General features: G+C 44.9%; 22 protein-coding genes and 1 riboswitch. Of the genes, 15 read left to right on the forward strand and 7 right to left on the reverse strand.

Features of this window, described 5'->3' with window-relative positions; all coding sequences use genetic code 11:
• Positions 1 to 16: 16 nt before the first annotated feature.
• From B2M23_RS20315 to B2M23_RS20325, 3 genes are all read left to right on the forward strand, one after another.
• Positions 17 to 550: a hypothetical protein gene (locus B2M23_RS20315; RefSeq protein ID WP_013381064.1), complete on the forward strand. Its 534-nt coding sequence runs from the start codon at positions 17 to 19 to the stop codon at positions 548 to 550.
• The gene (locus tag B2M23_RS20320) at positions 522 to 1,535 is read left to right on the forward strand and encodes a spore photoproduct lyase family protein (RefSeq protein WP_013381065.1); all 1,014 of its coding nucleotides are present in this window, start codon (positions 522 to 524) and stop codon (positions 1,533 to 1,535) included. The genes B2M23_RS20315 and B2M23_RS20320 overlap by 29 nt, the downstream gene beginning before the upstream one ends.
• A 62-nt stretch (positions 1,536 to 1,597) precedes the next feature.
• Positions 1,598 to 2,359 (forward strand): peptidylprolyl isomerase, encoded by a 762-nt coding sequence (locus tag B2M23_RS20325; RefSeq protein WP_038351261.1) that lies wholly within the window; start codon positions 1,598 to 1,600, stop codon positions 2,357 to 2,359.
• 47 nt (positions 2,360 to 2,406) lie between these two features.
• On the opposite strand, the gene B2M23_RS20330 is transcribed toward B2M23_RS20325, so the two are convergent.
• Positions 2,407 to 3,729, reverse strand: coding sequence for an MATE family efflux transporter (locus B2M23_RS20330; protein WP_038351260.1), 1,323 nt, complete (start codon positions 3,727 to 3,729; stop codon positions 2,407 to 2,409).
• A 248-nt stretch (positions 3,730 to 3,977) separates the two neighbouring features.
• Complete coding sequence (locus B2M23_RS20335) at positions 3,978 to 5,771, reverse strand: putative bifunctional diguanylate cyclase/phosphodiesterase (RefSeq protein WP_038351259.1); 1,794 nt, start codon at positions 5,769 to 5,771, stop codon at positions 3,978 to 3,980.
• 308 nt (positions 5,772 to 6,079) lie between these two features.
• On the opposite strand from B2M23_RS20335, the gene B2M23_RS20340 reads away from it, so the two are divergent.
• Complete coding sequence (locus B2M23_RS20340) at positions 6,080 to 6,940, forward strand: helix-turn-helix domain-containing protein (protein WP_038351258.1); 861 nt, start codon at positions 6,080 to 6,082, stop codon at positions 6,938 to 6,940.
• Positions 6,930 to 7,859, forward strand: coding sequence for a DMT family transporter (locus B2M23_RS20345; RefSeq protein ID WP_038351257.1), 930 nt, complete (start codon positions 6,930 to 6,932; stop codon positions 7,857 to 7,859). The genes B2M23_RS20340 and B2M23_RS20345 overlap by 11 nt, the downstream gene beginning before the upstream one ends.
• A gap of 26 nt (positions 7,860 to 7,885) precedes the next feature.
• On the opposite strand, the gene B2M23_RS20350 is transcribed toward B2M23_RS20345, so the two are convergent.
• Positions 7,886 to 8,614 carry an NAD-dependent protein deacylase gene (locus B2M23_RS20350; protein WP_038351256.1) on the reverse strand — a complete coding sequence of 243 codons (729 nt, stop codon included), beginning with the start codon at positions 8,612 to 8,614 and terminating at the stop codon, positions 7,886 to 7,888.
• 166 nt (positions 8,615 to 8,780) lie between these two features.
• Between B2M23_RS20350 and B2M23_RS20355 the strand changes: the two genes are divergently transcribed.
• Positions 8,781 to 9,458 (forward strand): methyltransferase family protein, encoded by a 678-nt coding sequence (locus B2M23_RS20355; protein ID WP_038351255.1) that lies wholly within the window; start codon positions 8,781 to 8,783, stop codon positions 9,456 to 9,458.
• Positions 9,459 to 9,529: 71 nt separating this feature from the next.
• On the opposite strand, the gene B2M23_RS20360 is transcribed toward B2M23_RS20355, so the two are convergent.
• The 3 genes from B2M23_RS20360 to gpmA form a co-directional block, all read right to left on the reverse strand.
• Positions 9,530 to 10,084 (reverse strand): nitroreductase family protein, encoded by a 555-nt coding sequence (locus tag B2M23_RS20360; RefSeq protein WP_038351254.1) that lies wholly within the window; start codon positions 10,082 to 10,084, stop codon positions 9,530 to 9,532.
• 31 nt (positions 10,085 to 10,115) lie between these two features.
• A complete protein-coding gene (locus B2M23_RS20365) occupies positions 10,116 to 11,432 on the reverse strand; it encodes a sensor histidine kinase (RefSeq protein WP_038351253.1) in 1,317 nt (438 codons plus the stop codon).
• A 185-nt stretch (positions 11,433 to 11,617) separates the two neighbouring features.
• Positions 11,618 to 12,361, reverse strand: a complete 744-nt coding sequence (gene gpmA, locus B2M23_RS20370) for a 2,3-diphosphoglycerate-dependent phosphoglycerate mutase (RefSeq protein WP_038351252.1) — start codon at positions 12,359 to 12,361, stop codon at positions 11,618 to 11,620.
• A 239-nt stretch (positions 12,362 to 12,600) separates the two neighbouring features.
• Between gpmA and B2M23_RS20375 the strand changes: the two genes are divergently transcribed.
• The 7 genes from B2M23_RS20375 to B2M23_RS20405 all read left to right on the forward strand — a co-directional run bounded on the left by B2M23_RS20375 (position 12,601) and on the right by B2M23_RS20405 (position 20,455).
• Entirely contained in the window at positions 12,601 to 13,512 is a 912-nt protein-coding gene (locus tag B2M23_RS20375; RefSeq protein WP_038351251.1) for a DHH family phosphoesterase, read from the forward strand.
• 97 nt (positions 13,513 to 13,609) lie between these two features.
• A riboswitch (molybdenum cofactor riboswitch) is annotated at positions 13,610 to 13,744 on the forward strand.
• Complete coding sequence (locus B2M23_RS20380) at positions 13,735 to 14,775, forward strand: ABC transporter substrate-binding protein (RefSeq protein WP_038351250.1); 1,041 nt, start codon at positions 13,735 to 13,737, stop codon at positions 14,773 to 14,775. (Overlaps the previous riboswitch by 10 nt.)
• Before the next feature lie 64 nt (positions 14,776 to 14,839).
• Positions 14,840 to 15,847, forward strand: coding sequence for a FecCD family ABC transporter permease (locus B2M23_RS20385; RefSeq protein ID WP_038351729.1), 1,008 nt, complete (start codon positions 14,840 to 14,842; stop codon positions 15,845 to 15,847).
• A complete protein-coding gene (locus B2M23_RS20390; RefSeq protein ID WP_038351249.1) occupies positions 15,847 to 16,623 on the forward strand; it encodes an ABC transporter ATP-binding protein in 777 nt (258 codons plus the stop codon). Before B2M23_RS20385 ends, B2M23_RS20390 begins: the two co-directional genes overlap by 1 nt.
• Before the next feature lie 14 nt (positions 16,624 to 16,637).
• Positions 16,638 to 17,429, forward strand: a complete 792-nt coding sequence (locus tag B2M23_RS20395; RefSeq protein ID WP_038351248.1) for an XdhC family protein — start codon at positions 16,638 to 16,640, stop codon at positions 17,427 to 17,429.
• Positions 17,430 to 17,709: 280 nt separating this feature from the next.
• Positions 17,710 to 18,966: an MFS transporter gene (locus tag B2M23_RS20400; protein ID WP_038351247.1), complete on the forward strand. Its 1,257-nt coding sequence runs from the start codon at positions 17,710 to 17,712 to the stop codon at positions 18,964 to 18,966.
• 37 nt (positions 18,967 to 19,003) lie between these two features.
• Positions 19,004 to 20,455 (forward strand): trimethylamine methyltransferase family protein, encoded by a 1,452-nt coding sequence (locus tag B2M23_RS20405; protein ID WP_038351246.1) that lies wholly within the window; start codon positions 19,004 to 19,006, stop codon positions 20,453 to 20,455.
• A gap of 38 nt (positions 20,456 to 20,493) precedes the next feature.
• Here B2M23_RS20405 and B2M23_RS20410 read toward each other — a convergent pair whose 3' ends face one another.
• Positions 20,494 to 21,879: a sigma-54 interaction domain-containing protein gene (locus B2M23_RS20410; RefSeq protein WP_052237097.1), complete on the reverse strand. Its 1,386-nt coding sequence runs from the start codon at positions 21,877 to 21,879 to the stop codon at positions 20,494 to 20,496.
• A 301-nt stretch (positions 21,880 to 22,180) separates the two neighbouring features.
• Between B2M23_RS20410 and B2M23_RS20415 the strand changes: the two genes are divergently transcribed.
• On the forward strand, positions 22,181 to 23,170 hold the full coding sequence (locus B2M23_RS20415) for an extracellular solute-binding protein (RefSeq protein ID WP_038351245.1): 990 nt from the start codon (positions 22,181 to 22,183) through the stop codon (positions 23,168 to 23,170).
• Position 23,171: 1 nt separating this feature from the next.
• Entirely contained in the window at positions 23,172 to 23,936 is a 765-nt protein-coding gene (locus tag B2M23_RS20420; RefSeq protein WP_038351244.1) for an ABC transporter ATP-binding protein, read from the forward strand.

A 23,936-nucleotide genomic window follows, 5' to 3' on the forward strand; every position in this document is an offset into this window, starting at 1 on the left:
CTCAAAGGAGGCCGACATGAAATATTTTTACTTGCTCGTTAATGATCAAAATATTAAAAACTGGACCCTCGTCAATCAAGTTTCGATAAGAAAAAATGGGAAAACACATTGCTATTTCCCGGATATTCTCTATCGTCATCCCTTTGACGAGGGGTCTTTATATCTCTCTGTCGATGATGCTCTGAGCACTGATGTTACCGCTGCGCTGGAAACAGCTTTTAGAAAGCTTCCGCCCCATCGTATTGTTCTGCTGAGGATTAATGACAACCCTGAATGGCAAAAAACCTTTTCCCGCTGGAAGGCTATGTTTGAAAAAGATGAGGAGCCCTTTTTTACCCCAGAGGAATCTCTGCTGATGGAAAAAACAAAGTCCGCGCTTCGCCTGACTCAGACACAAAAAATTACTTTTACAAAAGCATGCGTTTCGAAAAAGCTCAGAGATTCAGCCTGCCTTTCTAATACTCTTCTCCCTTATACTGAGCTTAAAATTACCATCAAAAAAGAAAGGAGCTTCGCTTTTAATGCATTACTTAAAAACCTCTGGTGCTAAGCCCTTTTCACACATTTACATTGAGAAGGGGGCAGCCCATCATCCAAACACACAGGCTATTTTACAAAAAATCAATTACGACAGTCTTATTTATATTGATGACTACTCACAAATTTTCAACCGGCACCATCAGGATTTCATTGCACAGAAGCGTTCCCCAAATCTTATTTTAGCCCGAAAAAAGCAGGATTTTTATTATGATGGTTCTCCCTACTGTGAAAACTTTGGACATGCACGCTTTTACTATACTGGTATTATCATGAACTGCCTTTATGATTGCAGCTATTGTTACTTAAAAAGCATCTACCCCTCCGGGCACATAGTTATTTTTGTCAATAATGAGGATTTCATCACCTCTGTAGAACAGGATTTATTATCCAGCTGTGAGCCCCTTTATCTGGCCATTTCCTATGACAGTGATTTGATGGCGCTTGATCCGCTTACCCACTTTCTGGGCCCATGGCTCGCATTAGCTAAAAGACATGCTAACCTGACGATCGAGGTGAAAACAAAAGCCGGGCGTTTTCCCATCTCAGACCCGCCTCAAAATGTCATTTTTGCCTGGTCGCTGCTCCCCGATCCGGTAATCCATCTTTACGAACGTCATACCCCTTCCCTTGCAACGCGGATGGCGGCAGTATCTCAGGCGCTTAGAGCCCATGCGACAGTTCGATTCTCCATTGAGCCCGTAATGCCTATCAACAACAGTGCGAGGATATACCGCGACTTTATCGACAGCCTGGGAAAACAGTTTGATTTAAACCAGCTGCTGGATATTAACATCGGCGGTTTTCGAATCAGCGGTAAGCAGTTTAAGACCTTTTATAAAAAAGATCCGACCTGTCCGGTTTTTGCCTGGTCTTTAACCGAAAGCACCTGCGACGTCAGCTATGCAGATAGCAATGCTCTGATCAGGCAAATAGAGCGGGATTTGAAAAGCTTTGTAAAACCTGAAAAAATCATTGTATACCAAACCGCCCCTTGACAAAGAGAAATATAAACTATAATATTTAATTTAATGACTATTAATAGAAGGAGATTTTCTAAATGGAAAAACAAGTCGTAGCAGTGGTCGAAGGTAAAGAAATTTACAATACCGACCTGGAAGCTTTAATACAACAATTACCTCAGGAGCAGCAGGGCCAGTTCCGTACAAAGGAAGGGCGCAGAAAATTACTCGAGGAGCTTGTTGCTCAGGAACTTTTCTATCTGGAAGGGAAGAAAGATCACGAGGACGAATCTGAAGAGTATCTCGCTCTGGTTGAGGATGCAAAAGAAAAGCTGCTGAAATCGCATATGATTGCCAAATTCATGAAAAATGTAGAAGTCAGCGATGAAGAGGTTAAAAAGTTTTATGATGAAAACCCCAAACAGTTCATCGCACCGGACAGCATCCGCGCCAGCCATATTTTACTGCCATCTGAACAGCAGGCCATTGATATTATTAAGGAAATCAAGGATGGAGGCAAAACCTTTGAAGAAGCCGCAAAAGCTTACTCTGTCTGCCCGTCAAGAGAACAGGGCGGCGATTTGAGTTATTTCTCAAAAGGAAAGATGGTACCACAATTTGAAAATGCCGCCTTTGCTATGAAGGTTGGCGAAATGAGCGATGAACCTGTAAAAACAGACTTTGGCTGGCACATCATTAAGGTGACCGACAGCAAAACCTCTGAAACTATTCCTTACGATGTAGTAAAGGAGAGCGCCCGCCAGTATCTTCTTGGGCAAAAACAAAACCGCGCTTTCCTTGATCGTGTCGATGAACTAAAAAAAGAATATGATGTCGATGTAAAAATCGGCTTATTCTAATTTAAAGGCCTGGCTTTCTGCTCAGGCCTTTTCTTTTTCAATCTTTTTTACTGTTCAATGGAAATTCTTTTTATCAAGAGTACACCTATTCCAAGCGAGATAAACTCTGTTAAGGGTACTGCCATCCAGATGCCTGTCACACCCCATAAAAGCGGCAGCACAGTGACTAAAAACAAATTGAAAACACAGCCTCTAAACAGACACAGGCCTAAAGAAATCCTCGGCCGTACAACTGCCTGAAAATAATTGATAATGAACATGTTGGTTCCTGTAACAAAAAAACCAATAAAATAAATGCGTATGGCCGTTGCAGACAGCGCCAGTACTTCCGGTGAGGGGTTTAAAAAAATATAGGTAAACAGATCCGGCATCAAAAGCCCAAGAAGCGCCGGCAAAGCACAAACGGCTAGAGCTGTCCTCACCCCCAGAGCCCGCACTTCGTAGATACGGTCAAACTTTCCAGCGCCATAATTGGTTGACAAAATTGGCTGAGCTGCCTGGCTGACACCATTACTTAAAGCGGTGACCACAAAGGCCGTATTTGTAATAACACCATAAGCACTGACGCCAATCTCTCCCACATAGCGTAAAAGCTGATGGTTAAACGCGAAAATAACAATACCAGCTGAAATTTCAATCAGAAAGCTGGTAAAGCCATTGGCAAAAACAGCTTTGAAAAAAGATAATCTCAGCCCTCCAAAACAAAACCGCAGCCCGTTTTGCCTGGAAAAGAAATGCGAAATCAGGATACAATCTGTTAATACAGATCCCATAACGCTGGCCAGTGCAGCGCCGGACATTCCCATCTGAAAGGGAAAAACCAGCAGTATATCAAAGATAATATTAAACACACCGCCCGCGATAACAGCCGCCATTGCACGCCTGGGCGCACCATCATTTCGGACAAAGGCCTGTAAAAACGATGAAAAGCTAAAGATCAGCGCGCCACCGGCAATATAAGGAGCATACCCCATGATGTACGGCATGGTAACAGAGGTCCCGCCCAAGAAAAGCATGATTTCTTCTCCAAAAGCAAAGAAAACCGTTATATAAATAAGCCCAGCCAGCAGATTAAGGATAAAGGCAGTGGTAAAGTACTGCTGTCCCCTTTTTTCTTCTCCCCGCCCCCTGCTGATGGACATCAGCACAGAGCCGCCTACACCAAACAGCAATCCAGTCCCAAAAACAAGGTTAAAGACAGGCAGAACAATATTTAAGGCAGCCATCGCTTCTGTGCCAATGCCTTTTCCAATAATGATTGTATCTGCCAAAATATAAATAGAGGTTACCATCGTCCCACTGATCGCTGGAAGCAGATAGTGAAAGAATAGTTTTGGAACAGACTGTTTAACCAGTTGGTTTTTATCCATTTTATCCTCCCTTTGGGGCCATGTACCATAAATCAGCAGACCCGTTAGTTTTTATTAATCCTTCACGATTATAACATAAGCCTTTACGTTACGGAAAAATAATTTACTTTAACTGCAAAAAAGACCGCCAGTGCGGAAAGGCACCGGCGGTCTTTTTTGTTGTCCGAGATTATCAAAGATAAGGGTTTGGTATGATATTGCATTACTTATATACCCCGATCAGCGGTATTCAAACATTTTATTCATCTCTAAAAAACATGGTATTTATCCCAAAACACACTAACCGGCAGAGGTCTTGAAAAATAGTAGCCTTGTCCAATCTCACAACCGATTTTCTTTAAAAACTGAAGATGCTCCTCTGTCTCCACGCCCTCACAGACCACCTGAATTCCCAACAATCCTGCCATCTCGACGATATTTTTTATAATAATCTGCGCTCTTTTTACACTCGTTCCTTCCAGCAAAAACTCTTTATCCAGCTTTAAAACATCAATGGGCAGAGACATTAGTAAGTTCAAAGACGAATAGCCTGCTCCAAAATCATCCATAACGATTAAATAGCCATTTTTCTGGAGTGTCTCCATTGTTTTAACGACCCTTTCAGAATTTGTCCCAAAGGCGCTTTCTGTTACCTCCGCTTCAATATAACAGGGTGGAATATTGTAGGATTCAACGATCCGCTGAAACTGGCGCACAAAATCCATCTGACGTACAGTAACTCTTGAAAAGTTTACTGAAATCGGAAGCGCTATTTTTTCTGGATCATCTAACGTCTGACGCAGAAGAATACAAACTTTTTCCAGCATATAAAAATCAAGCTTTGTTATAAAACCATTACTCTCGAAAAGCGAAATAAACGCATCTGGCGGCAAAAACCCCTGCTCCTTTGATATCCACCTTACCAGCGCCTCCGCGCCGATGACACTGCCGCTGGAAATATCCACCTTAGGCTGCAGATAAACCTTGAACTCTTCCATTTCCAGAGCCTTGTCCATGGCTTTTGTCAATTTTGTCTCTCGTGTGAGCTGTTCAAGCAGCGTAATGTCATACCATACAGTGGTAGCACTTTTTCCGTTTTTAGCGGTCTTATGAGCAAAGGTTGCTTTATCAATCATTGCCTCAACTGATCCTTCTCCCTCCTCTACCTTATAGATACCAAAGGAGTAAGAAAGCTTTTCCAAAAATTTCATTTTTTCATAAATCAGCCGATTAAGATAATCACGAACTTCTTCGTCAATATTTTCCCGCTTTCTGGCCAGAATCATAAAATTATTGGCTGAAACTCGTGCACACAGCTCATCACCCGCAAACATTACAGACAGACCAACTCCAATAATTTTAAGAATACTGTCTCCCATCTGATATCCATAGAGATCATTGATGTATTTAAAATCGTCAATATCCATATTGATAATAAGATAATCAAAACGATCACGGTGGTTTAGAATCGTTTCTGTCCCCTGAATAAAGGCCAGATAATTGGGAATTCCCGTCAAAGCATCATGGTAGTAAACCTGTTTGAAATCCTTGTATCTCTTGCGTTCTCTGAAAATAACCCAGGTACTTGACGCCAGAATGTACACGACCAAAATCATAAAGGTCTGATAGAGTTTTTTATCTGAATACTGCTCAGCCAAAGAAACAGCCTGGTCAGAGAGCTTAAAGTGCTGTTCGCTAAGGAGGTAAAGACTGGCCTCATCAGCCCCATTTCGAACCGCTTCAATTTCAAGCTTAATATCCTTCCATACTTCCTGAATTTCAAGAAGCTTATTTTGATAATCGCTGTCCCAGCATTCATTCAACTGGTAATCACCCTTTCCGGTCTGTAAATCATAGAGAATACCGTCCAGTCGGTTGATTAACGGATCATTTGGGTCACCACTGATTTCATTTTTAACCAGCTTCTGCGTTGCGCCTCTTACAATCCCGGTATAATTAATGATTCTTGAATCACCAGCATTTTGAAACAGAAAAAAGAGCAAAATCACAGCACCCAAAAGCCAGATTACTGTATACAGGACAACATTTTTTCGATCTTCCATTTATTTCCGTCTCTTTCACTTCAGTTCCAACCTTTTATATCAAGGTATCTAAAGCCTTAAATTTTATTATCATAGATTTGATGGATTGATCGGTTGTCGCGAGTTTTCAATTTAAACGTTTTGTGTAAATATAAATTATTCTTATTGTATCACCATTCCACTTTGTATGCAATCCATTTCCTATGGCTGTGAATATTATAAAGAGCGGTTCAATTCTTTTCCTTAAAATTTTATTTTTCATCTGGAAGATCATACAAGACACCAGCCGGTACTTCTGCTAAAATAAAGCCAGAAAGAGAGGTATTTACATGACATTTGAACAAGAACAAAGGCATGTTTATTATGATACAGAACTAAAAATCGAAGCATACCATCTGACCGGAATTGTGCAGCCGTTTCCCAACCATTTTCATGATTATTACGTCATCGGTTTTGTGGAAGGCGGGCGGCGGCATCTGTGGTGCAAAGACCAGGAGTATGACCTGAGCGCCGGGGATCTGGTGCTCTTTAATCCAAGAGACAGCCACCGTTGCTCTCCAAGAAACGGAGAAATTCTGGACTACCGAGCGGTCAATATTCCATCTGATATTATGCAGCGCGCCGCTCGTGAAGTTACTGGTCAGCCTTACACGCCATTTTTTACCCAGAACGTCGTCTATCAAAGTGATATTACATCGGCTTTGAATGATCTCTATACAGGTATCGTTGAACTTTCATCACGGTTTGAAAAGGAAGAAGCTTTCTTTCTGCTTCTGGAACAGATTTTTCGTGAATACAGCTCCCCCTTTGAACAGAGCAATACTGCTGAGCCAGATAATAAAATCAAAGCTGTCTGCACCTATATGGAAGATCATTTTTCAGACAACATCTCTCTGGACGATTTAACGGCTCTTGCCGGGCTCAGCAAGTCTTATTTTTTACTGCTGTTCACAAAACAGGTCGGTGTCTCTCCATACCGTTATCTCCAGTCAATTCGTATTGAGCGGGCTAAAAAACTGCTGGAACAGGGCATACCAGCCATCGATACTGCTGCCATGACAGGCTTTTCGGACCAGAGCCACTTTTCCCGTTTTTTTAAGGATTTTATTGGACTGACGCCCAGACAGTACCAGAAAATCTTTCAAATAGACAAGCATTCAAATAAGGAGGCTCCCCCAAATGAACACTAAAAGCGCATCCATTGGCCATATCGCTGCCTTTTTTACCATTATCATCTGGGGAACTACTTTTATTGCCACAAAAGTGCTTCTGCGGCTGCTCACCCCCGTTGAGATTCTGTTTTACCGCTTTTTTCTCGGTTATCTCGTTTTATGGCTGGTCGCTCCCAAAAACCTTAAGCTGGATAACTGCAAGCAGGAGCTTTATTTTATAGCCGCTGGTCTTCTCGGCGTTACGCTCTACTTTCTTTTGGAAAACTTTGCCCTCACTTTTACTCTGGCGGCAAATGTCGGAGTGATCATTGCCATTGCTCCCTTTTTCACTGCATTGTTTGATTATTTTTTCCTTCATGGAGAGCGGCCCGGTCCACGGTTTTTCATCGGATTTGTCGTGGCGATCACGGGCATTTGCCTCATCAGCTTCCGCGGTGACAATACAGTACAGCTCAACCCTGCAGGTGATCTGCTTGCCATCGCCGCCGCTGTCGTCTGGGCCGGTTACTCAACCTTCACCAAAAAAATCAGCACTTTTGGCTACGGAACCATCCTGACTACCCGAAGAATCTTCTTTTATGGCCTGCTTTTTATGATCCCGGCCCTGTTTATTTTTGGTTTTCATCTGGATCTTTCCGTTTTTACTGAGTTTAAAAATCTGGCAAACATTTTATTTCTGGGCTTTGGCGCATCGGCACTCTGCTTCGTCACCTGGAATCTGGCTGTCAAGCTGCTGGGTCCAGTCAAAACCAGTGTGTATATCTACATGGTCCCGGTTATTACGGTTGTTACCTCTGTCATTATTCTGCATGAGCACGTTACTCTTCCGGCCGTTTTGGGCATTGGACTGACCATCGCCGGCCTGTTCCTTTCAGAAAGCCGACTTGATTTCAAACGTCAGAAAACAATAAATAAAAAGGAGGAGCTGCGCGACTAAGCACACAGCTCCTCCTTTTTTCTATATTAACACTCAACCTTGATCTGTTCCATAACCCTGCCAATGGCATCGTGGATCGCCAGATCAGCCTCTGATTCTCTGGCAGTGACATCCTTATTAATAACTACCAGATTCTTTCCTCTAAAATAGTCGATAAAGCTGGCCGCCGGATAAACAACCAGGGATGTTCCGCCGATAATCAACGTGTCTGCTTCGCTGATTGCCTGCACTGCCTTTTGGATGGTATCCGAATCAAGCGCCTCTTCATACAGTACTACGTCTGGCTTAATCATTCCTCCGCAGGCGTCGCATTTTGGTACTCCCTCAGTATTTTTGACATAGGCGGCATCAAAAAACTTTCCGCATTTCTGACAATAGTTGCGGTGAATGCTGCCGTGCAGTTCATAAACAGTCCTGCTGCCCGCAGCCTGGTGCAGGCCATCGATATTTTGTGTCACCACGGCTTTAAGCCTGCCGCATTTTTCAAGCTCTGCCAGCTTCATATGGGCAGCGTTTGGCTTAGCATCCAGAAACATCATTTTGTTTTTGTAAAAATCATAAAAGGCTTCTGTATGGTTGGCGAAAAAGCTGTGGCTCACCACCTGTTCAGGCGGATAACGGTACTCCTGCATATAAAGGCCATTACTGCTGCGAAAATCGGGAATCCCGCTTTCTGTTGAGACACCTGCGCCACCAAAAAAAACAATGCTTTTACCCTCATCAATAATTTTCTGCAATTGATCAATCTGTTCCATGGCTAAAACCTCTTTTTTATTTTTAGTATATCACACTTTATGATAAAAAAATCAAACATTTCTGCTAAAGCAATGATAAAATCAGCCTCCGCCACTGTATAAGCGCCTTGAGATATGGTATAATAACCACATTTTTAAAATACAACTTTTGTCAGGAGACTGCTTTATGAAAAAACAAACCATTGGCTTTGCCGCTCTGGCAATGCTGCAAAAAATATTGAGTCTGGCCTGTTTTTTAATTGCAGCCGGCACGCTGGGCTGTATACGTGGCTGGATTTATTTTATTTTATATCTGATTGTCATGGCCGCCACGCTGGCTGTCTTATTACACCGTAACCCAAACGCTCTGTCATTTCCAGAAAAAAATGCAGAAAAGGCTGTCGGGATTGATATCACCCTTCGCAATTTTTGCAGTCCTTTGGCTTTTTATGGCATATATATTGTCGCTGGGCTGGAAACCCGATTTCACTGGTCTTCGCTCTCTCAGCCAGTTGTGGCTGCCGGACTCGTCCTCAGCGCCATCGCCAACCTGCTGATGTCCTGGGCGCTGCTTTCAAACAAATATTATGAGACGGATACGCCCATGCTGAAGGATGCTCAGCCTGTCGTCTGTACCGGTGGTCCTTACCATTTTGTAAGACATCCCGGCTATCTTTTCATGAGCTTCTGGGCCATCACTGTCGCGATGATTTTTGGCTGGGCCACAGGTATTGTGTCTGCTGTCATTGTCCTTCTGCTGATCCTGAGAACCTATTATGAGGATAAGTCGCTGCTGGCCTCTTTCCCCGGCTATGTAAGCTATGCCCAACAGGTAAAATACCGATTAATTCCGTTTGTCTGGTAAACATAAAACCTGTATGCAGACCAGTTATTTTGTTATCTCGACGGTCTGCACACAGTTTTTTTAGCATACTTTTACAAAATCCACGTCGCTAAGCCTTCTTTGCGGGGCGCCGCCTCAACCTCTTCAGCCTTATATCCAAAAACTGCTGCGGTTGACGGTTTGTATCCTCCGGGAATTTTCAGATCTTTTTTGAGCTGTTCTCCCTCCCGCGAAAAAAAGGACAGCAGGATAAAATAAATCCAGCAGCTGCTGATGTCCATTGATTCTGCGGCCAGAAGCATGTTTTCCATGGCGGTAGAGCAATCGTAGTCCAGACCAACATTTTCTTCTGAACTTGAAACGACAATGAGTGTCGGCGCGCCATAGAGGCAGGCAAATTCCGGATCATTTCCTAAATCTGCCAGATGGCCGCCAAGCTGTTTAGCGGTTTCTTTTGCAAGACTCTCCATCCGGTTAAGCATCTTTTTATTTTGGATGACCGTAAAATTCCATCTCTGATCTCCTGCATTAGGCGCATACATGCCTGCTTCCAGAATGGTTTCAAGCTCTTCCCTGGCAACCTGATCTGTTCGGTAACTTCGGATGCTCCTTCGCTTTAGAATCGTCTGCAGTGTTTCGTTTTTCATTATTATTCCCTTTCTCCACTAAAATAACTGGCTACAGCGTGATGTCGCTTCTATCCTCATAAAGCGGCAGAATGAGCCGCATTGAGAATAAACCGTTTTCCGCTTTATATTTTAACAAACCGCCATACCGTCTGGCAAAGGCCGAAATGCTCTGTGTTCCAAAGCCATGATCCTCTGCCTGTGTTTCCGGATAACCCGTTTCTGCATTAAACAATATCTTGCCTGTATAGGTATTGGTAATCTCAAGAAACAGCTGTGATCCTACCGGAGAACATACAACACCGATTTTCCGCTCATCAGAGCTGTCCATTTGATGGCAGGCGTTAATGGCGTTTTCAATGCCGTTGGCGAAAACCAGGGATATCTCCTCACCGCTGATGGGGAGCTCTTCCGGAAGATCAACTTTTATGCTCACCTCAACACCTGCATTTTCAGCCATCTGCCCATAAACAGACAGTACGGCGTTCAACACTTCATCCTCACAGTAATAAACCGCCGGGCGGCTGATTTTCTCAATGGTACTATTCATAGAAGCCAGGAGGGCCAGCGCCTCATCGTCACGCCCTGTCTTGATACATACAGTCAACGCACTGGTAAGATGCCTGAGATCATGCTGAAAAATTCTGAGATTCTCCTCGCTCTCAGCAATGCCCTGCATGTGTTTTTTGAGGGATGTCACCTGAAGCTGCATGGAGGAAAGCTCCCTCGTGCTCTGAAAATAGCTGTTTTGCTGCTTAAGGATCGTATAGATGGTTCCATTATATAAAACAATAGCGACACAGAGACCACTGGCCGCCGGAATGTTTTCGGGCCGTTCATTTAACGGCGCAGGATAGGAAGCGACATTTAAAAACGAAAGCAGCAGGCAAATAGGGATCAACGACAGGCGTATCCAACCTGTTTGCAGCTGTTCGAGTGTCTCAAGAAGCGGATTCCGGATAAATTTTATGATTACCAGTATTATCACCAGAAAAATCAATACCTGATTTAAAAGCTGACCGATACCATTTGGCATATACGGTGCTAAGATACCGCAGAACAGATCCTGGATCGCCACAAAGGTACACGACATAAGAAAGGAGAAAAAGGTCCTCGCATCATTATAACGGGACAGGATAATATTAAAACCAACAGCAATAACAATATGCAGCAGACGAAACTCCAGATCATTCAGAGTATATGGCAGCCTGAGCTCCATTAAAATATCAAGAATAATGACTCCGAGTATTCCCGCTCCGGTAATCAGAAAGGTTTTGGTTTTTGAAAAACGCCAGTTTGATAAAAGCAGGAAGTAGACAATGCCAAAGGGTGCGGTAATAATAATTTTCCATAAACTGAGTGCATCCATGTCTGTTTCCTCCCCTTACTTTTGATTCTATTATAACGAAAAAGAGTCCAAGATGCAAAGTGAATCCGTCACTGCATTCAACCAGCATTTAAAATGGTCATACCATTTATCCTTTAGAAGGCAGCGCATTGTCTTCCCACGTCAAAAAAACGGTGACTTCCTGAGCACCGTTTTTCTCTGTTTTTTTATTTTGCTTTTCCCTGCTCAGCCACTTTTTTCATTCGTGTTTCAATGATGGATTGGTCTCCCAGATAATAGTGGTCTGTCATATTAAAGTCATCGTCAAATTCATAGACCTGAGGAATACCGGTTGGAATGTTGACGCCCATGATCTCATCCTCTGACAGGTTTTCAAAGTATTTGACCAGTGCCCGGATCGAGTTGCCATGGGCTACCAGAAGAACACGTTTTCCCTCCAGCATATCCTTTTTGATCACATTTTCATAATAAGGGATGACACGGGCGATGGTATCCTTCAGGCTTTCTGCCAGAGGCAGCTCGCTTTTTTCCACATTTCGATACTGTTCCTGCAGCTGCGGATTTCTGGGGTCATCCGGTTCAAGGGCCGGGGGACGGACATCGAAGGAGCGGCGCCAGATTTTGACCTGTTCCTCTCCGTATTTCTCTGCTGTCTCCGCCTTATTCAGGCCCTGCAAGGCACCATAATGGCGTTCGTTAAGCTTCCAGTTCTTTACAACCGGCAGCCAGGCACGGTCCATGGTATCCAGAACCACATTTAAGGTATCCACTGCTCTTTTTAAAAAAGAGGTGTAGCAGATATCAAAATCATAGCCCTTCCCCTTTAACATGTTACCAGCGTCTGCAGCTTCTTTGATACCTTTATTCGATAAAATTACATCCGTCCATCCTGTAAACAGGTTCAGGCGGTTCCATTCACTTTCACCATGTCTTAAAAGTACAAGCTTCATCTTTATCATCTCCTGTTCTTTTAAATAATTATACCCAAAAGTCTCTGAAAATTGCATATTTTTCAAAAATGATTCCTTTTTATACTCATTATTTTCACAGCAGAGATTTATTCCTATCTTTATCTAAATTTTATTTTAGAATCAAGTTGAAGTCCCTGGTATTATCAACTATAATTGACATACAAGCAATAAAACATCAATTTTGATAATTATAATATCTGAGAGGGAGAGCTAATATTATGAGATTAATTACCCGTTCTGATTTCGACGGCCTTGTCTGTGGCGCACTGCTCAAGGAAGCCGGAATCATTGATCATTGGAAATTTGCCCATCCTAAAGACTTACAGGATGGCCTGGTTGAGATCAACGAAGATGACTGTCTGGCAAACGTCCCCTTTGTGGAGGGTTGCGGCCTCTGGTTTGACCATCATTCCAGTGAGTTTGAGCGCAACCAGCTTGAAGGCAAATACAAAGGTGAAAGCCGTATTACACCATCCTGTGCGAGAATTATTTATGAATACTATGGCGGTGAGGAACGTTTTTCACACTTCAATGAAATGCTGGCTGCAGTCGACAAGGTAGACTCCGGCAATTTGACCATTGATGAAATTCAAAACCCTGAAGGTTGGATACTGATTGGTTTTTTAATGGACCCGAGAACCGGGCTTGGACGCTGGCGTAATTTTACCATCTCCAACTACCAGCTGATGGAAAAGCTCATTGATGCCTGCCGCACCATGTCCACTGATGAGATTCTAAACCTCTCGGATGTCCAGGAGCGTATCGAAATTTATTTTGAGCAGACAGCCAGGTTCAAGGAAATGGTAAGCAAATATACCCGTACCGATGGTGATGTTATCATTTCTGACCTGCGTGGCGTAGACCCTATTTATACAGGGAACCGATTTCTTATTTACAGCATGTACCCTGAACAGAACATCTCAGCCTGGATTGTCAGTGGCAAAGGCGGACTGGGCTGTTCAGTCGCTGTTGGCTATTCTGTTTTAAACCGGACCTCCGATATCGATGTTGGCAGTTTAATGCTGAAATACGGCGGTGGCGGTCACAAAGCGGTCGGTACCTGTCAGTTTAAAGACGAGGAAATCAAAGACAAGCTGCCTAAACTGCTGAATGAGCTTGTGAACCCTTAATCGAAATTTACCTTTCTATAACCCCCGCTTCTGTCACAGGACCGGGGGCTTTTATTTTTTCTTCTTTAAAACGTTATCAAACCATGCTATAATGGATTTATTGAACAAACTCTGATGGCCTTAACCTAAATACAGGCTTCCAAAATCACCTGTCCATGGTTTTGCCACGATAGGGTAATGCTGGAAACGGCTTTACCTTCCGTATTTGAAAAGGAGTAAAAAATGAAAAAAAAACTGCTATGTATGATTCTGGCCCTTACTTTGATTTTAAGTGTGACTGCCTGCAGCCCTAAGCAGGACGCCTCATCCGACAAAACCTTCGGCGAAATCAAGGTCACAGACGCCATTGGACGCGAGGTTACTCTTACCGCACCGGCGACCAAGGTGGTGGGAACACATAATCCATCCCTAAATACCGCAGTTGTCATTGGCGGCGGCGGAAAGTACATTGCCGGCTTTGGCAACAAGGACATGGCCCGTGGCCTGTATGAGGAAGTAATCGACGGATACAATGACCTTCCCCAAATTGGTAAGGGCAAAGACATCAATATGGAAACCGTTATGGAATTAGGCGCAGACCTCGCTATTCTGCCTGAGCGTTTTGCCAGTCAGGCTGACCAGTTTGCCGAAGTTAATGTTCCTGCAGTGGTTGCCCTCCCCAATGATGAAAGTTTTGACACAGTCACGAACTCTTTAAAAATTGTGGGAAAGGCTCTGGGTGAAGACAAACGGGCTGAAGAGATCACTTCCTTTATCGATGATAAAATCAACAACATCAGCAAAAAGGTAGGTGCTGCTTCAGAAAAGCCATCCATTTTGTTTTTAGGCGGCACCAGCTCTCTCACTGTTGCGCCTGACGCCATGATTCAAACTTATATTATCGAAAAGGCTGGCGGCACCAATGCGGTCAGCGGTCTGGACAAAAAAGGTGAATTTGCCGATGTGAGCATTGAACAGATTGTAGGCTGGAATCCCGACATCATCTGGGTACCCTCCTACGCCAAATATAAGGTGGACGATATCTTGAATGACCCAGCCTGGACCAGTATCAAAGCGGTTCAGAACAAAGCCGTTTATGTTTTTCCATCCTCCCTGGAGCCGTGGGACTACCCCACTGCCTCCTCTGTACTGGGTGTCTGCTGGGCAGCCAATAATCTCCACGGAGATCTTTACAACTCAGATGATTTTATGAAGGATGTCGATGCCTTCTATCAGATGGTCTATGGCAAAACCTTTACCAAGGAACAGCTTGGGCTTCAATAAGCATTGAGGTCTTCCGGGCTGGCGGGCTTTACGATTGCCTGCCGGCCCTTTCATTTTATCTGCTATGAAGAACACAAAACATCGACATCTCATTATTATACTGACGGTTATATTGCTCACGCTCATTGTTATTGCCTGCTGTGTGGGGCGCTATACAGTTAATCCCAAGGATATGCTCCATGCCATCCAGACTAAAATGACAGGCGTGCCGGGGAATCTGGCTATGGAAAACGTCTTTTTTGTCATTCGGCTGCCCCGTGTCATTGCCGCGGTCAGCATCGGCGCAGTGCTTTCACTCTGCGGTGCGGTTTATCAGGGCATTTTCAAAAACCCGCTGGTATCACCGGATTTGCTCGGCGTTTCCAAGGGTGCCTGTGTCGGCGCGGCACTGGCGATTCTTCTGGGCGGCGGCATGCTTGCGCGCCAGCTGTCTGCCTTTGCCTTTGGCATCATCGCCATGCTCATGACCATGACCTTTCCAAAGCTTCTGCGCAACCAGAGCAACCTTGTCCTGGTGCTTGCCGGTATCATCACCAGCGGCTTTATGGATTCAATCCTCGGACTTATGAAATTCACCTCTGAAAATGATACGGACCTCACCGCCATTGTTTTCTGGCAGATGGGCAGTCTGTCTTCCATAAAAGTTCATGAAATTCTCTCTGTGCTGCCTGTCTTTGCTGTTGGTGCACTTATCCTGCTGAGCCTCTCCTTTCGGATTAATATCCTTTCCTTTGGCGACATTGAAGCCCAGAGCCTTGGGGTTAATGTCAAGAAAATCCGATGGGTCATCATCCTGATCGCCAGCCTGCTGACAGCTAGCGCTGTCTGTATCAGCGGAACCATCGCCTGGATTGGGCTGATCATGCCCCATCTTGCAAGAATGCTGGCCGGTTCTGACCATATTAAATCTTTACCGGTAACCATGCTGATGGGCGGCATTTTTCTTCTTCTCATTGATACCATTGCGCGGACCGCCACCTCTCTGGAAATTCCGCTTTCGGTTTTGACAGGACTCATCGGAGCCCCCTTCTTTGCCTGGCTTTTATACCGGCAGAAAGCAAAGGTGAGCTGATGAAGATACAGATTGAAAACCTGTCTTTTTCTTACGATGAATCCGCTCCTCTGCTAAAAAACATTGGCTTTACCCTTAGCTCTGGCCGTGTAATTTCCATCCTCGGGCCAAACGGAGCAGGGAAAACGACGCTGCTCAACTGTATTGCCGGTCTGTTTAAGCCCGCAGAGGGCAGCATCCTCATTGATGGAAGAGACATGGACTCGCTCACCCACCGGAAGATTGCCAAAATAATCGGTTATGTGCCACAGATCATTGTCCCCACCTTTTCCTATTCTGTTCTGGATTATGTGGTGACAGGCTGCGCGCCTCACATCGGTACCTTTGAACGGCCAAAGCAGATTCATTTTGACGCTGCTATGGCCGCGCTTGAAAAAATGGGTATTACAGCACTCAAAGATAAGCCCTACAACGAGATCAGCGGCGGTGAACGGCAGCAGGTCAGCATTGCACGGGCCCTTGCTCAAAAGCCATCCTTCATCCTGATGGATGAGCCCACCTCCCATCTGGACTACGGCAATCAGATTCAGGTTCTTAAAACGATCCGCTCAATGGCTTCTCAGGGCTACGGCATTGCTCTGACCACACACAATCCAGACCATGCGCTGCTCCTGGGCGATCAGCTGGCTGTTCTGGAACGTGATGGTACCTTTACCTTTGGCGACTGCAAAGAGGTATTAACCGAGCCATTTCTCAACCATCTTTACGGTATAGACCTCCGGCTTGAGGAAATCACTTCCGTTGGCCGCCGGGTCTGCTTTGCACCAAAACTATAAAATGGAGGTTTACCATGAATCCAAAAAAATTACTGGAAGAACAGCTTAAGCTGGAGGAAGCCGGGCGACCTTACGCGGTTGTCACGATTATCCGGGCTGATGGCGCCGTCCCCAGAAAAAGCGGTAAAATGTTGGTAACTGCGGATGGCAACAGCATCGGCACCATTGGTGGTGGCAGTTCAGAGCTGCTGGCCATACAGGATGCCCAGGCATGTATCCGCTATGGAGAAAACGCCATTAAGGATTATACCCTGAACAACGAAAGCGGCATGGTCTGCGGAGGTGACTTCTCGGTGTTTATTGAGGTTGAAAACCCAAGACCGCGTCTGATTCTCTGCGGCGCTGGCCACGTTGGGACTGCCCTTATGAAAGCAGCCCGACTGGCTGGCTTTGATATCACACTGGTTGATACCCGCGGGGAGGACCAGATCGGAGATGCCATCTTGCTGTCAGATACCTACGTACCCGTTGAGGACTTCTATAAAGGGATGATGGCTCTGACGATTCCCGCCGGGGCTTTTATTGTCATTACCACCTATGGTCACCGTTTTGACAAAGAAGCGCTTGCGGCAGCTCTTACTAAAAAAGCCGCCTATCTTGGGATGATTGGCAGCCGTAAAAAAATCGCAGCGGTTTATGAAAAGCTTCGTTCTGAGAGCTTTACCAATGAACAGCTGGAAGCCGTCTATGCGCCCATCGGCATGGATATTGGTGGTGAAACGCCTGAGGAGATCGCCATCTCTATTATCGCTGAAATGCTGGCAGTCAAATATAAACGAAGTGGCGTACATTTAAAGGATCTCTAAATCTATATCGTTGAAAAATTTTTACCGGAGTCTGGTCTCCGGTTTTTTATTTTTTGTCCATTGGCCTTTGAGTTGTTTTTGTGAAAGTTCGATTCATTTCAGACTCACTTTTGAGTATTTTTTGTAATTTATTCTTTTTTATTTTCTAATTCTTTTTTAAAACCCCTTTATTACCCTGTATTTTCGTAATTTTATATTTTATCTTGTTTTATGGCACACATCTTGCATTACATATTGGCATCAGAGATCTGAATCATTTTTTTAGAAAGGAAAAGAAACAATGGACCTTAAGAAAAAACGTTATATTCTCATGTTCTTTATGGGAATGCTTTACTCCTCCCAAAACGTCATGCCCTGGTTTTCAACCTACTACTACAAAGCCATGCAGGGGGCCCTCGGCTATACCGACGGTCAGCTTGGGATGCTGATCACGGTTTTTGGTATTATTGCCGTTTTTATGTACATCATCGCTGGTATTTTATCTGACCGTTTTCCGCTCAAACCATTGCTGCTCATCTCAAGCTTTGGAACCGGCGCCCTGATTCTGCTGATGGCCACCCTTCCCAGCTATCCAATCATGCTGGCTATCCAGATGGGCTTTGCTGTCACGGTTGTCTGTACCTTCTACGGCGCTTTTGTAAAATTCACCCACACCATTGGTGAAGAACATGAGCAGGGGAAAATGTATGGTTTCATGTTTGCCTTTAACGGGCTTCTTGGAATGACCCTCGGCTTCATTGCCTCAGGTATTTATGCAGGCCTCTCGGGATCAGGCGATGTCGAAGCCTTCCGCTATATGCTTTACCTGTATGCCTTCTTTAACATCCTGCCTGGTATTGTTCTTCTGTTCTTCTACAACGAAAAACGGGATACTTACCTGACCGAGGAGGACCAGGATGAAAAGTTCCAGTTAAAATATCTTGGTGACGTCGTAAAAATGCCAGAGGTCTGGTTAATCGCCTTAATGGGCTGCTGCTCCTACACTTTTAAATGCAGCGCTTCCTATTTCACACCCTACCTGACCGACGCCTTTGCCATTCCGGTTGTTATGATGAACTTTATTGCCATTTTCAGATCTTATGGTGTGCGCATTATCATGAACCCCATCTCAGGTATTTTCATTGATAAAATGAAATCTGCCACCAAGGTCATGACCGTGGATTTCATCCTCGGTATCATCGTTATTGGTATTACACTGCTGCTGCCCGGCGATCCTTCCTTTGCCATCATTGCGGTTATTCTTCTGCTCATGGTTGCAGCGATCTATAATCTGTCTGTTCCCTGCTGGTATACGCCTATCACAGAGGCCAAAATTCCAAACAAATACTACGGCACCATCGTCGGTATTGTCTCAGCCGTTGCCTTTTCACCCGATGCTTTTTTCTATCTGATTGGCGGCAATATGCTGGATAAATACGGCGAAGCAGGCTATACTTATATCTTTATGCTCGTTCTCGGTATTGTCGTCGTCGGCCTTTTGATCAGCATTATCTTAAGACGGATGATTCAAAAAAAGAACATGCAGCAGGCCCTTTAGTTTTTAATTAAAATTACAATAAAAGTGAGGTAGAAAAATGTTACGCAAAAACGCTTATGATCTGTTTCTGAGTTTGGATGATGTCGAAAAAATCCATGAGAGCACTCTACGTGTCTTAAAGGAAGTCGGTGTAGAATTCAAACACGAAGAAGTGCTGGATGTCTTTAAAAAACACGGCGCCCGTGTCGAAAACTCCATTGTCTATCTCGATGAGAATATGATTAACAACGCGCTGCAAACCGTGCCCAAGAGCTTTGAACTCCATGGACGTGCTGGTTTCTCCACCATTTCTGTCGATGGGGCCCCGGTCATCACCACTGCTGGCGGACCACCGCAGCTGGTGCATGAGGATGACTCGATTCGTGACTCTACCCTTGAAGATGTCATTAAATTTTACAAGCTCATCGAATCCAGCGATGTCATTGATGTTACCCGTATCGTATCCTCGGATACCTCGGACCTTGACCGCAGTTCTGAAAATCTTTTTAACCCGCAGCAGGCGCTGCTGTTAAAATACAATACCAAGCCTGTTTACGGCACCATTGTCAACAGCAACCATACCCGCGGTAAGAGCATCCGCCAGGGTACCCGCGATTCTATTCAGCTCATAAAAAAATTCTATGATGTGTGGGACAAAAATATTATTCTGACCGACCACTGCTGTATTTCTCCCCTTTCTGTCGGCAGTGAGGTTCTGGAAAACATGCTGGCGATGCTGGATGAGGATCAGATTGTCCAGTTCACGGTCTGCTCCATGACCAATCTGACCTCCCCGCCAAGCATTATGGGGACCGTTGTGCAGGATAACGCAACGCTGCTGGCCGCCATGGTTTTCACACAGCTTATAAAGCCTGGAACACCGACCATTTACCGTACTTTAAGCTCCCCGACAGATATGCGTGAGGTCAAGCTGGCAATCGGCAGCCCTGAAAATACCCTCCTTGGCTTTGCTGGTATCGCCATGGCCCGCTACTACGGTGTGCCGGTAGGCTCTGGGGGCGGTCTTTCCGACTCTCTTACCGTTGACTACCAGGCAGGCGCAGAAACCATGATGACCCTTCTGCCAACCTATCTGGGCAATGCAGACTTTGTTTCTCACTCTGTCGGCACCCTCGGCTCTTTTAACCTCGGCAGCTTTGAAAAGCTGGTGCTGGATGAAGAGGCTGTCTCCATGCTGAAGCGCCTCTACGAAGGCATTGCCATTTCGGACAAAAAGGACGGCGTCGACCTGATGCTTAAAGTCGGCCCACGCGGAAACTACCTCAAAGGCAGAACGCCAAAGGATTACCGTGAAGAGCACTACCTGCCAAAATACTTTAATAAGCAGGGCGATAAGCTGGCGGATCGCGAAAAATTCGGTACAGCCCTGGATCGCGCGAAAAAAGATGTACAGCGCCGCGTAGACGAATACGAGCTTCCTGAAACGACAAAGAAACAAAAGGAAATACTGAACGAATACCTCCCTGATCCTTATAAATACGAGCTTTAAGTAAAAAGGAGATGCACCCCCGAGTGCATCTCCTTTTCCTATTCTTCCTTCTCATTATATACATACTTGCGTATGAGACGGTAAGCCTTGGACTGGCTGATGTTTAAGGCCTCTGCCATTTTTCGGCTGCTCTTATAAAAAAGATAGCTGTTTTCCACCAGTCTGCGCTCTGCCTCCTCCATCACTGATTCGTAGTCGGAGGTTACAGCCCTCTTCGAGCCGGACTCTTCCTCTGAGGTGAAACGCTGAAAATCATAATCCTCGATGACCTTGCCATCGGACAGGATCACAAGCCTTTCCATCAGGTTTCGCAGCTGGCGGATATTGCCTGGCCAGTGGTACCCGCACAGAAGCGGTGGCACTTTTTTAGAAAAATACTTGTCGGTTTTATACTTTTCATTAAACACATTCAGAAAATAGTTTGCCAGAGAGATGATGTCCTCTGGCCGCTCCCGCAGAGGCGGCAGGGTGGTCTTAATGCTGTTCAAACGCCAGTAGAGATCTTCTCTGAATTTATTGTCCTGAACCAGCTGATACAAATCCTTATTGGTAGCAGTGATGATTCGGATATCCACGTGCTCTGGGGTGGTGCTCCCCACAGGAATAAAGCGTTTATTTTCAATAACATCCAGTATCTTGACCTGCATGGGCAGGGAGAGCTCTCCAATCTCATCCAGAAAAAGGGTTCCGCCGTTGGCAATCTTGATCAGACCTTCCTTCCCCTTATTGCTGGCGCCGGTAAAGGCATGTGGCACATAACCGAACAGCTCAGATTCCAGCAGGGTTTCCGGAATTGCCGAGCAGTTAATCGAGATAAAGGGCTTGTCTCTGCGCAGACTGTTGGTATGAACATATTTCGATAAAAAACTTTTGCCTGTCCCGGATTCGCCCAAAATAAGAACGTTGATATCCGTTTTGGACACCTTCTGTAAAATGGAAAGACAGCGCTTAATCGCTTTGCTTGAGCCAATGATCTCCCCAGAGTCCTCTTCCTCCGACACGATGGTTTTAACCTCATTTTTAATGCTGAAATCATAGCTGTTAATAGGGTCCTGAGTCGTTGAAACGATCATCTCCACATTTCCCTCTTCATCGAGAATCGGGACAGAGATGGTGACCACGTTTTGCTCCATAGCGTAATACTTGTTCTCCGCGATAATGACCTTCTTCGACTTTTTTACCCGACCCGACAGGGATATTTTCCACCGCTCAGGCCTCAGCTCACTTTGGAGGTTCATGTTCTTCATCTGTTCCGGCGTCAAGCCATAGTGGCGCATACACGCCGGATTGGTGTAGACATACTGGTCATCAGCATCCGTCACAAAAACCTCTGTATACGCATTTTCTAAAATTTTGAGCAGCGTTTCCTTTGTCAGGCTGTCTAAATATGTCTGATATTCTTCACTGTAACCTAATTCTGCCATTACTCTCCTCATTCCACTTTTTTTGTAATTTATCCATTATTACAACTAATCTAAAAATTACAATCGTTTTCCCTGCCTATTATAACCGATTTTGAGTCAGATTTGAACTGCTATTTTCAGATTTGAAACAAATTTTTTTGAGTGAATTTTATTTTTTAAGAGATTTCATCCTTTCAAACAATATAAACAGCCTTATTTTTCTATTTTTCGTAAATTTAAAAATAATACAGCGTTTTTGTTGATTATTTTGACTTATGGCATTAATATTGCATATATAAATAGTAAAAAGGAGGTTCCTCACATGAAACAAAAATTATCGGCCATTATTATTTTTCTCAGCATTACTGTTCTTCTGTTTAATCTCTGCAGCTGTGCCAAGCGGGACAGCCAGCGTGTCGTCATCTATTCCTGTCTTGAGTCCTTCAGAAACCAGGACATGATCGAACAGCTGCAAAAGGACCTCCCTCATATTTCCGTCAATGTCCAGAGCCTCTCCACTGGCAAGATTGCCTCCAAGCTCAAGGCTGAAGGCACAAAATCGGAGGGCGATATCATCATTGGGCTGGACACAGCCTATTCTGAAAGCCTTAAGGATTATCTGGAGCCACTTAATGGCTATGATGACAGTCTGTATCTGGATGAATTTAAAATACCAGGCCGGGAATACGCCATCTGGGAGCGTTACGGCGGCTGTATTGCCATCAATGAGGCGCTTCTGGCTGAGAAAGGCCTGCTTGAGCCCACCTGCTACGAGGATCTGCTCAAGCCCGAGTATAAAAACCTGATCGTTATGCCTGACCCCAAATCCACAGGAACCGGCTACCTTTTTCTTGAAAACATGGTAAACTTTATGGGCGAGGACGAGGCCTTCGACTATCTCGATAAGCTGGTCGAAAACATTATTTTCTTCACAGCCTCCGGCTCCGGGCCAGTCAACCTCCTGATCCAAGGGGAAGCGGCCATCGGGTTGGGCCTTACCTTTACCGTTGTCCAGGAAATCAACAACGGTATGCCCTTTAAAATCATCTATTTTGATGAGGGCTCCCCTTACAACACCTCATCCTTTGCCATGCTGAAGGACAGGGATAACACCGAGGATGTAGCGGCAGTATTCAGCTATCTGTACAACCACTTTATTTACAGAGATAAGGCGCTTTTTTCTCCTGAGCCTGTCTTTAAAAACCAAACCATTACCATCCCTAACTACCCGCAAAACATTGTCTATGGCGACATGAAGGACATCAATGACATAAAACACAAAGAAAATCTGCTAAAACGCTGGAGGTACTGACATGAACCAAACGGTTAAACTTACCATTAAAAATATACACAAGTCCTATAACGGCAAAACGATTCTGGATGATATCAGCTTTGAGGTCTACTCTGGTGAGTTTCTATCCATCCTGGGGCCATCTGGCTGCGGTAAAACAACGCTACTCCGGATTTTGATCGGCATTACTGATCAGGATGGGGGCAGGATTACAAAGGATGGCGTGGATATCTCACACTTAAGTGCTGACAAACGGGGCATGGGCATTGTCTTTCAGAATTATGCCCTCTTCCCAAATATGACGGTTCTGGAAAATGTGGCCTATCCCCTTAAAATCAACAAATTCCCGAAAAAAGAAGCTCTTGAACGCGCCCGCGCTGCTATTGACAGCATTGGTCTGTCCGACCATCTGGACAAAAGGCCCAGCAAGCTTTCCGGCGGCCAGCAGCAGCGTGTAGCCATCGCACGCACCCTTGCGCTGAACCCGGATATTATTTTGTTTGACGAGCCAATGTCCGCTCTCGACGCCTCTACCCGGCTGACGCTGCGCTTTGAGCTGGAGCGTATCCAGCGGGAGTTTGGCGTGACGATGATCTACATCACCCATGACCAGGAGGAGGCTTTCTCCATGTCGAACCGCATTATGGTCATGAGCAATGGCGCCATCGAGCAGCTGGATACGCCTTTCAACATTTATCATCACCCCGCCAATGCCTATATTGAAGAATTTGTTGTCTTTCACCTGATGGAAAAGCTGGCAGCGTTCCGCCGTTTCACAGGAAAATAA

Origin of the sequence: Eubacterium limosum (genome assembly GCF_000807675.2) — a bacterium.
Lineage (GTDB): Bacteria > Bacillota > Clostridia > Eubacteriales > Eubacteriaceae > Eubacterium > Eubacterium limosum.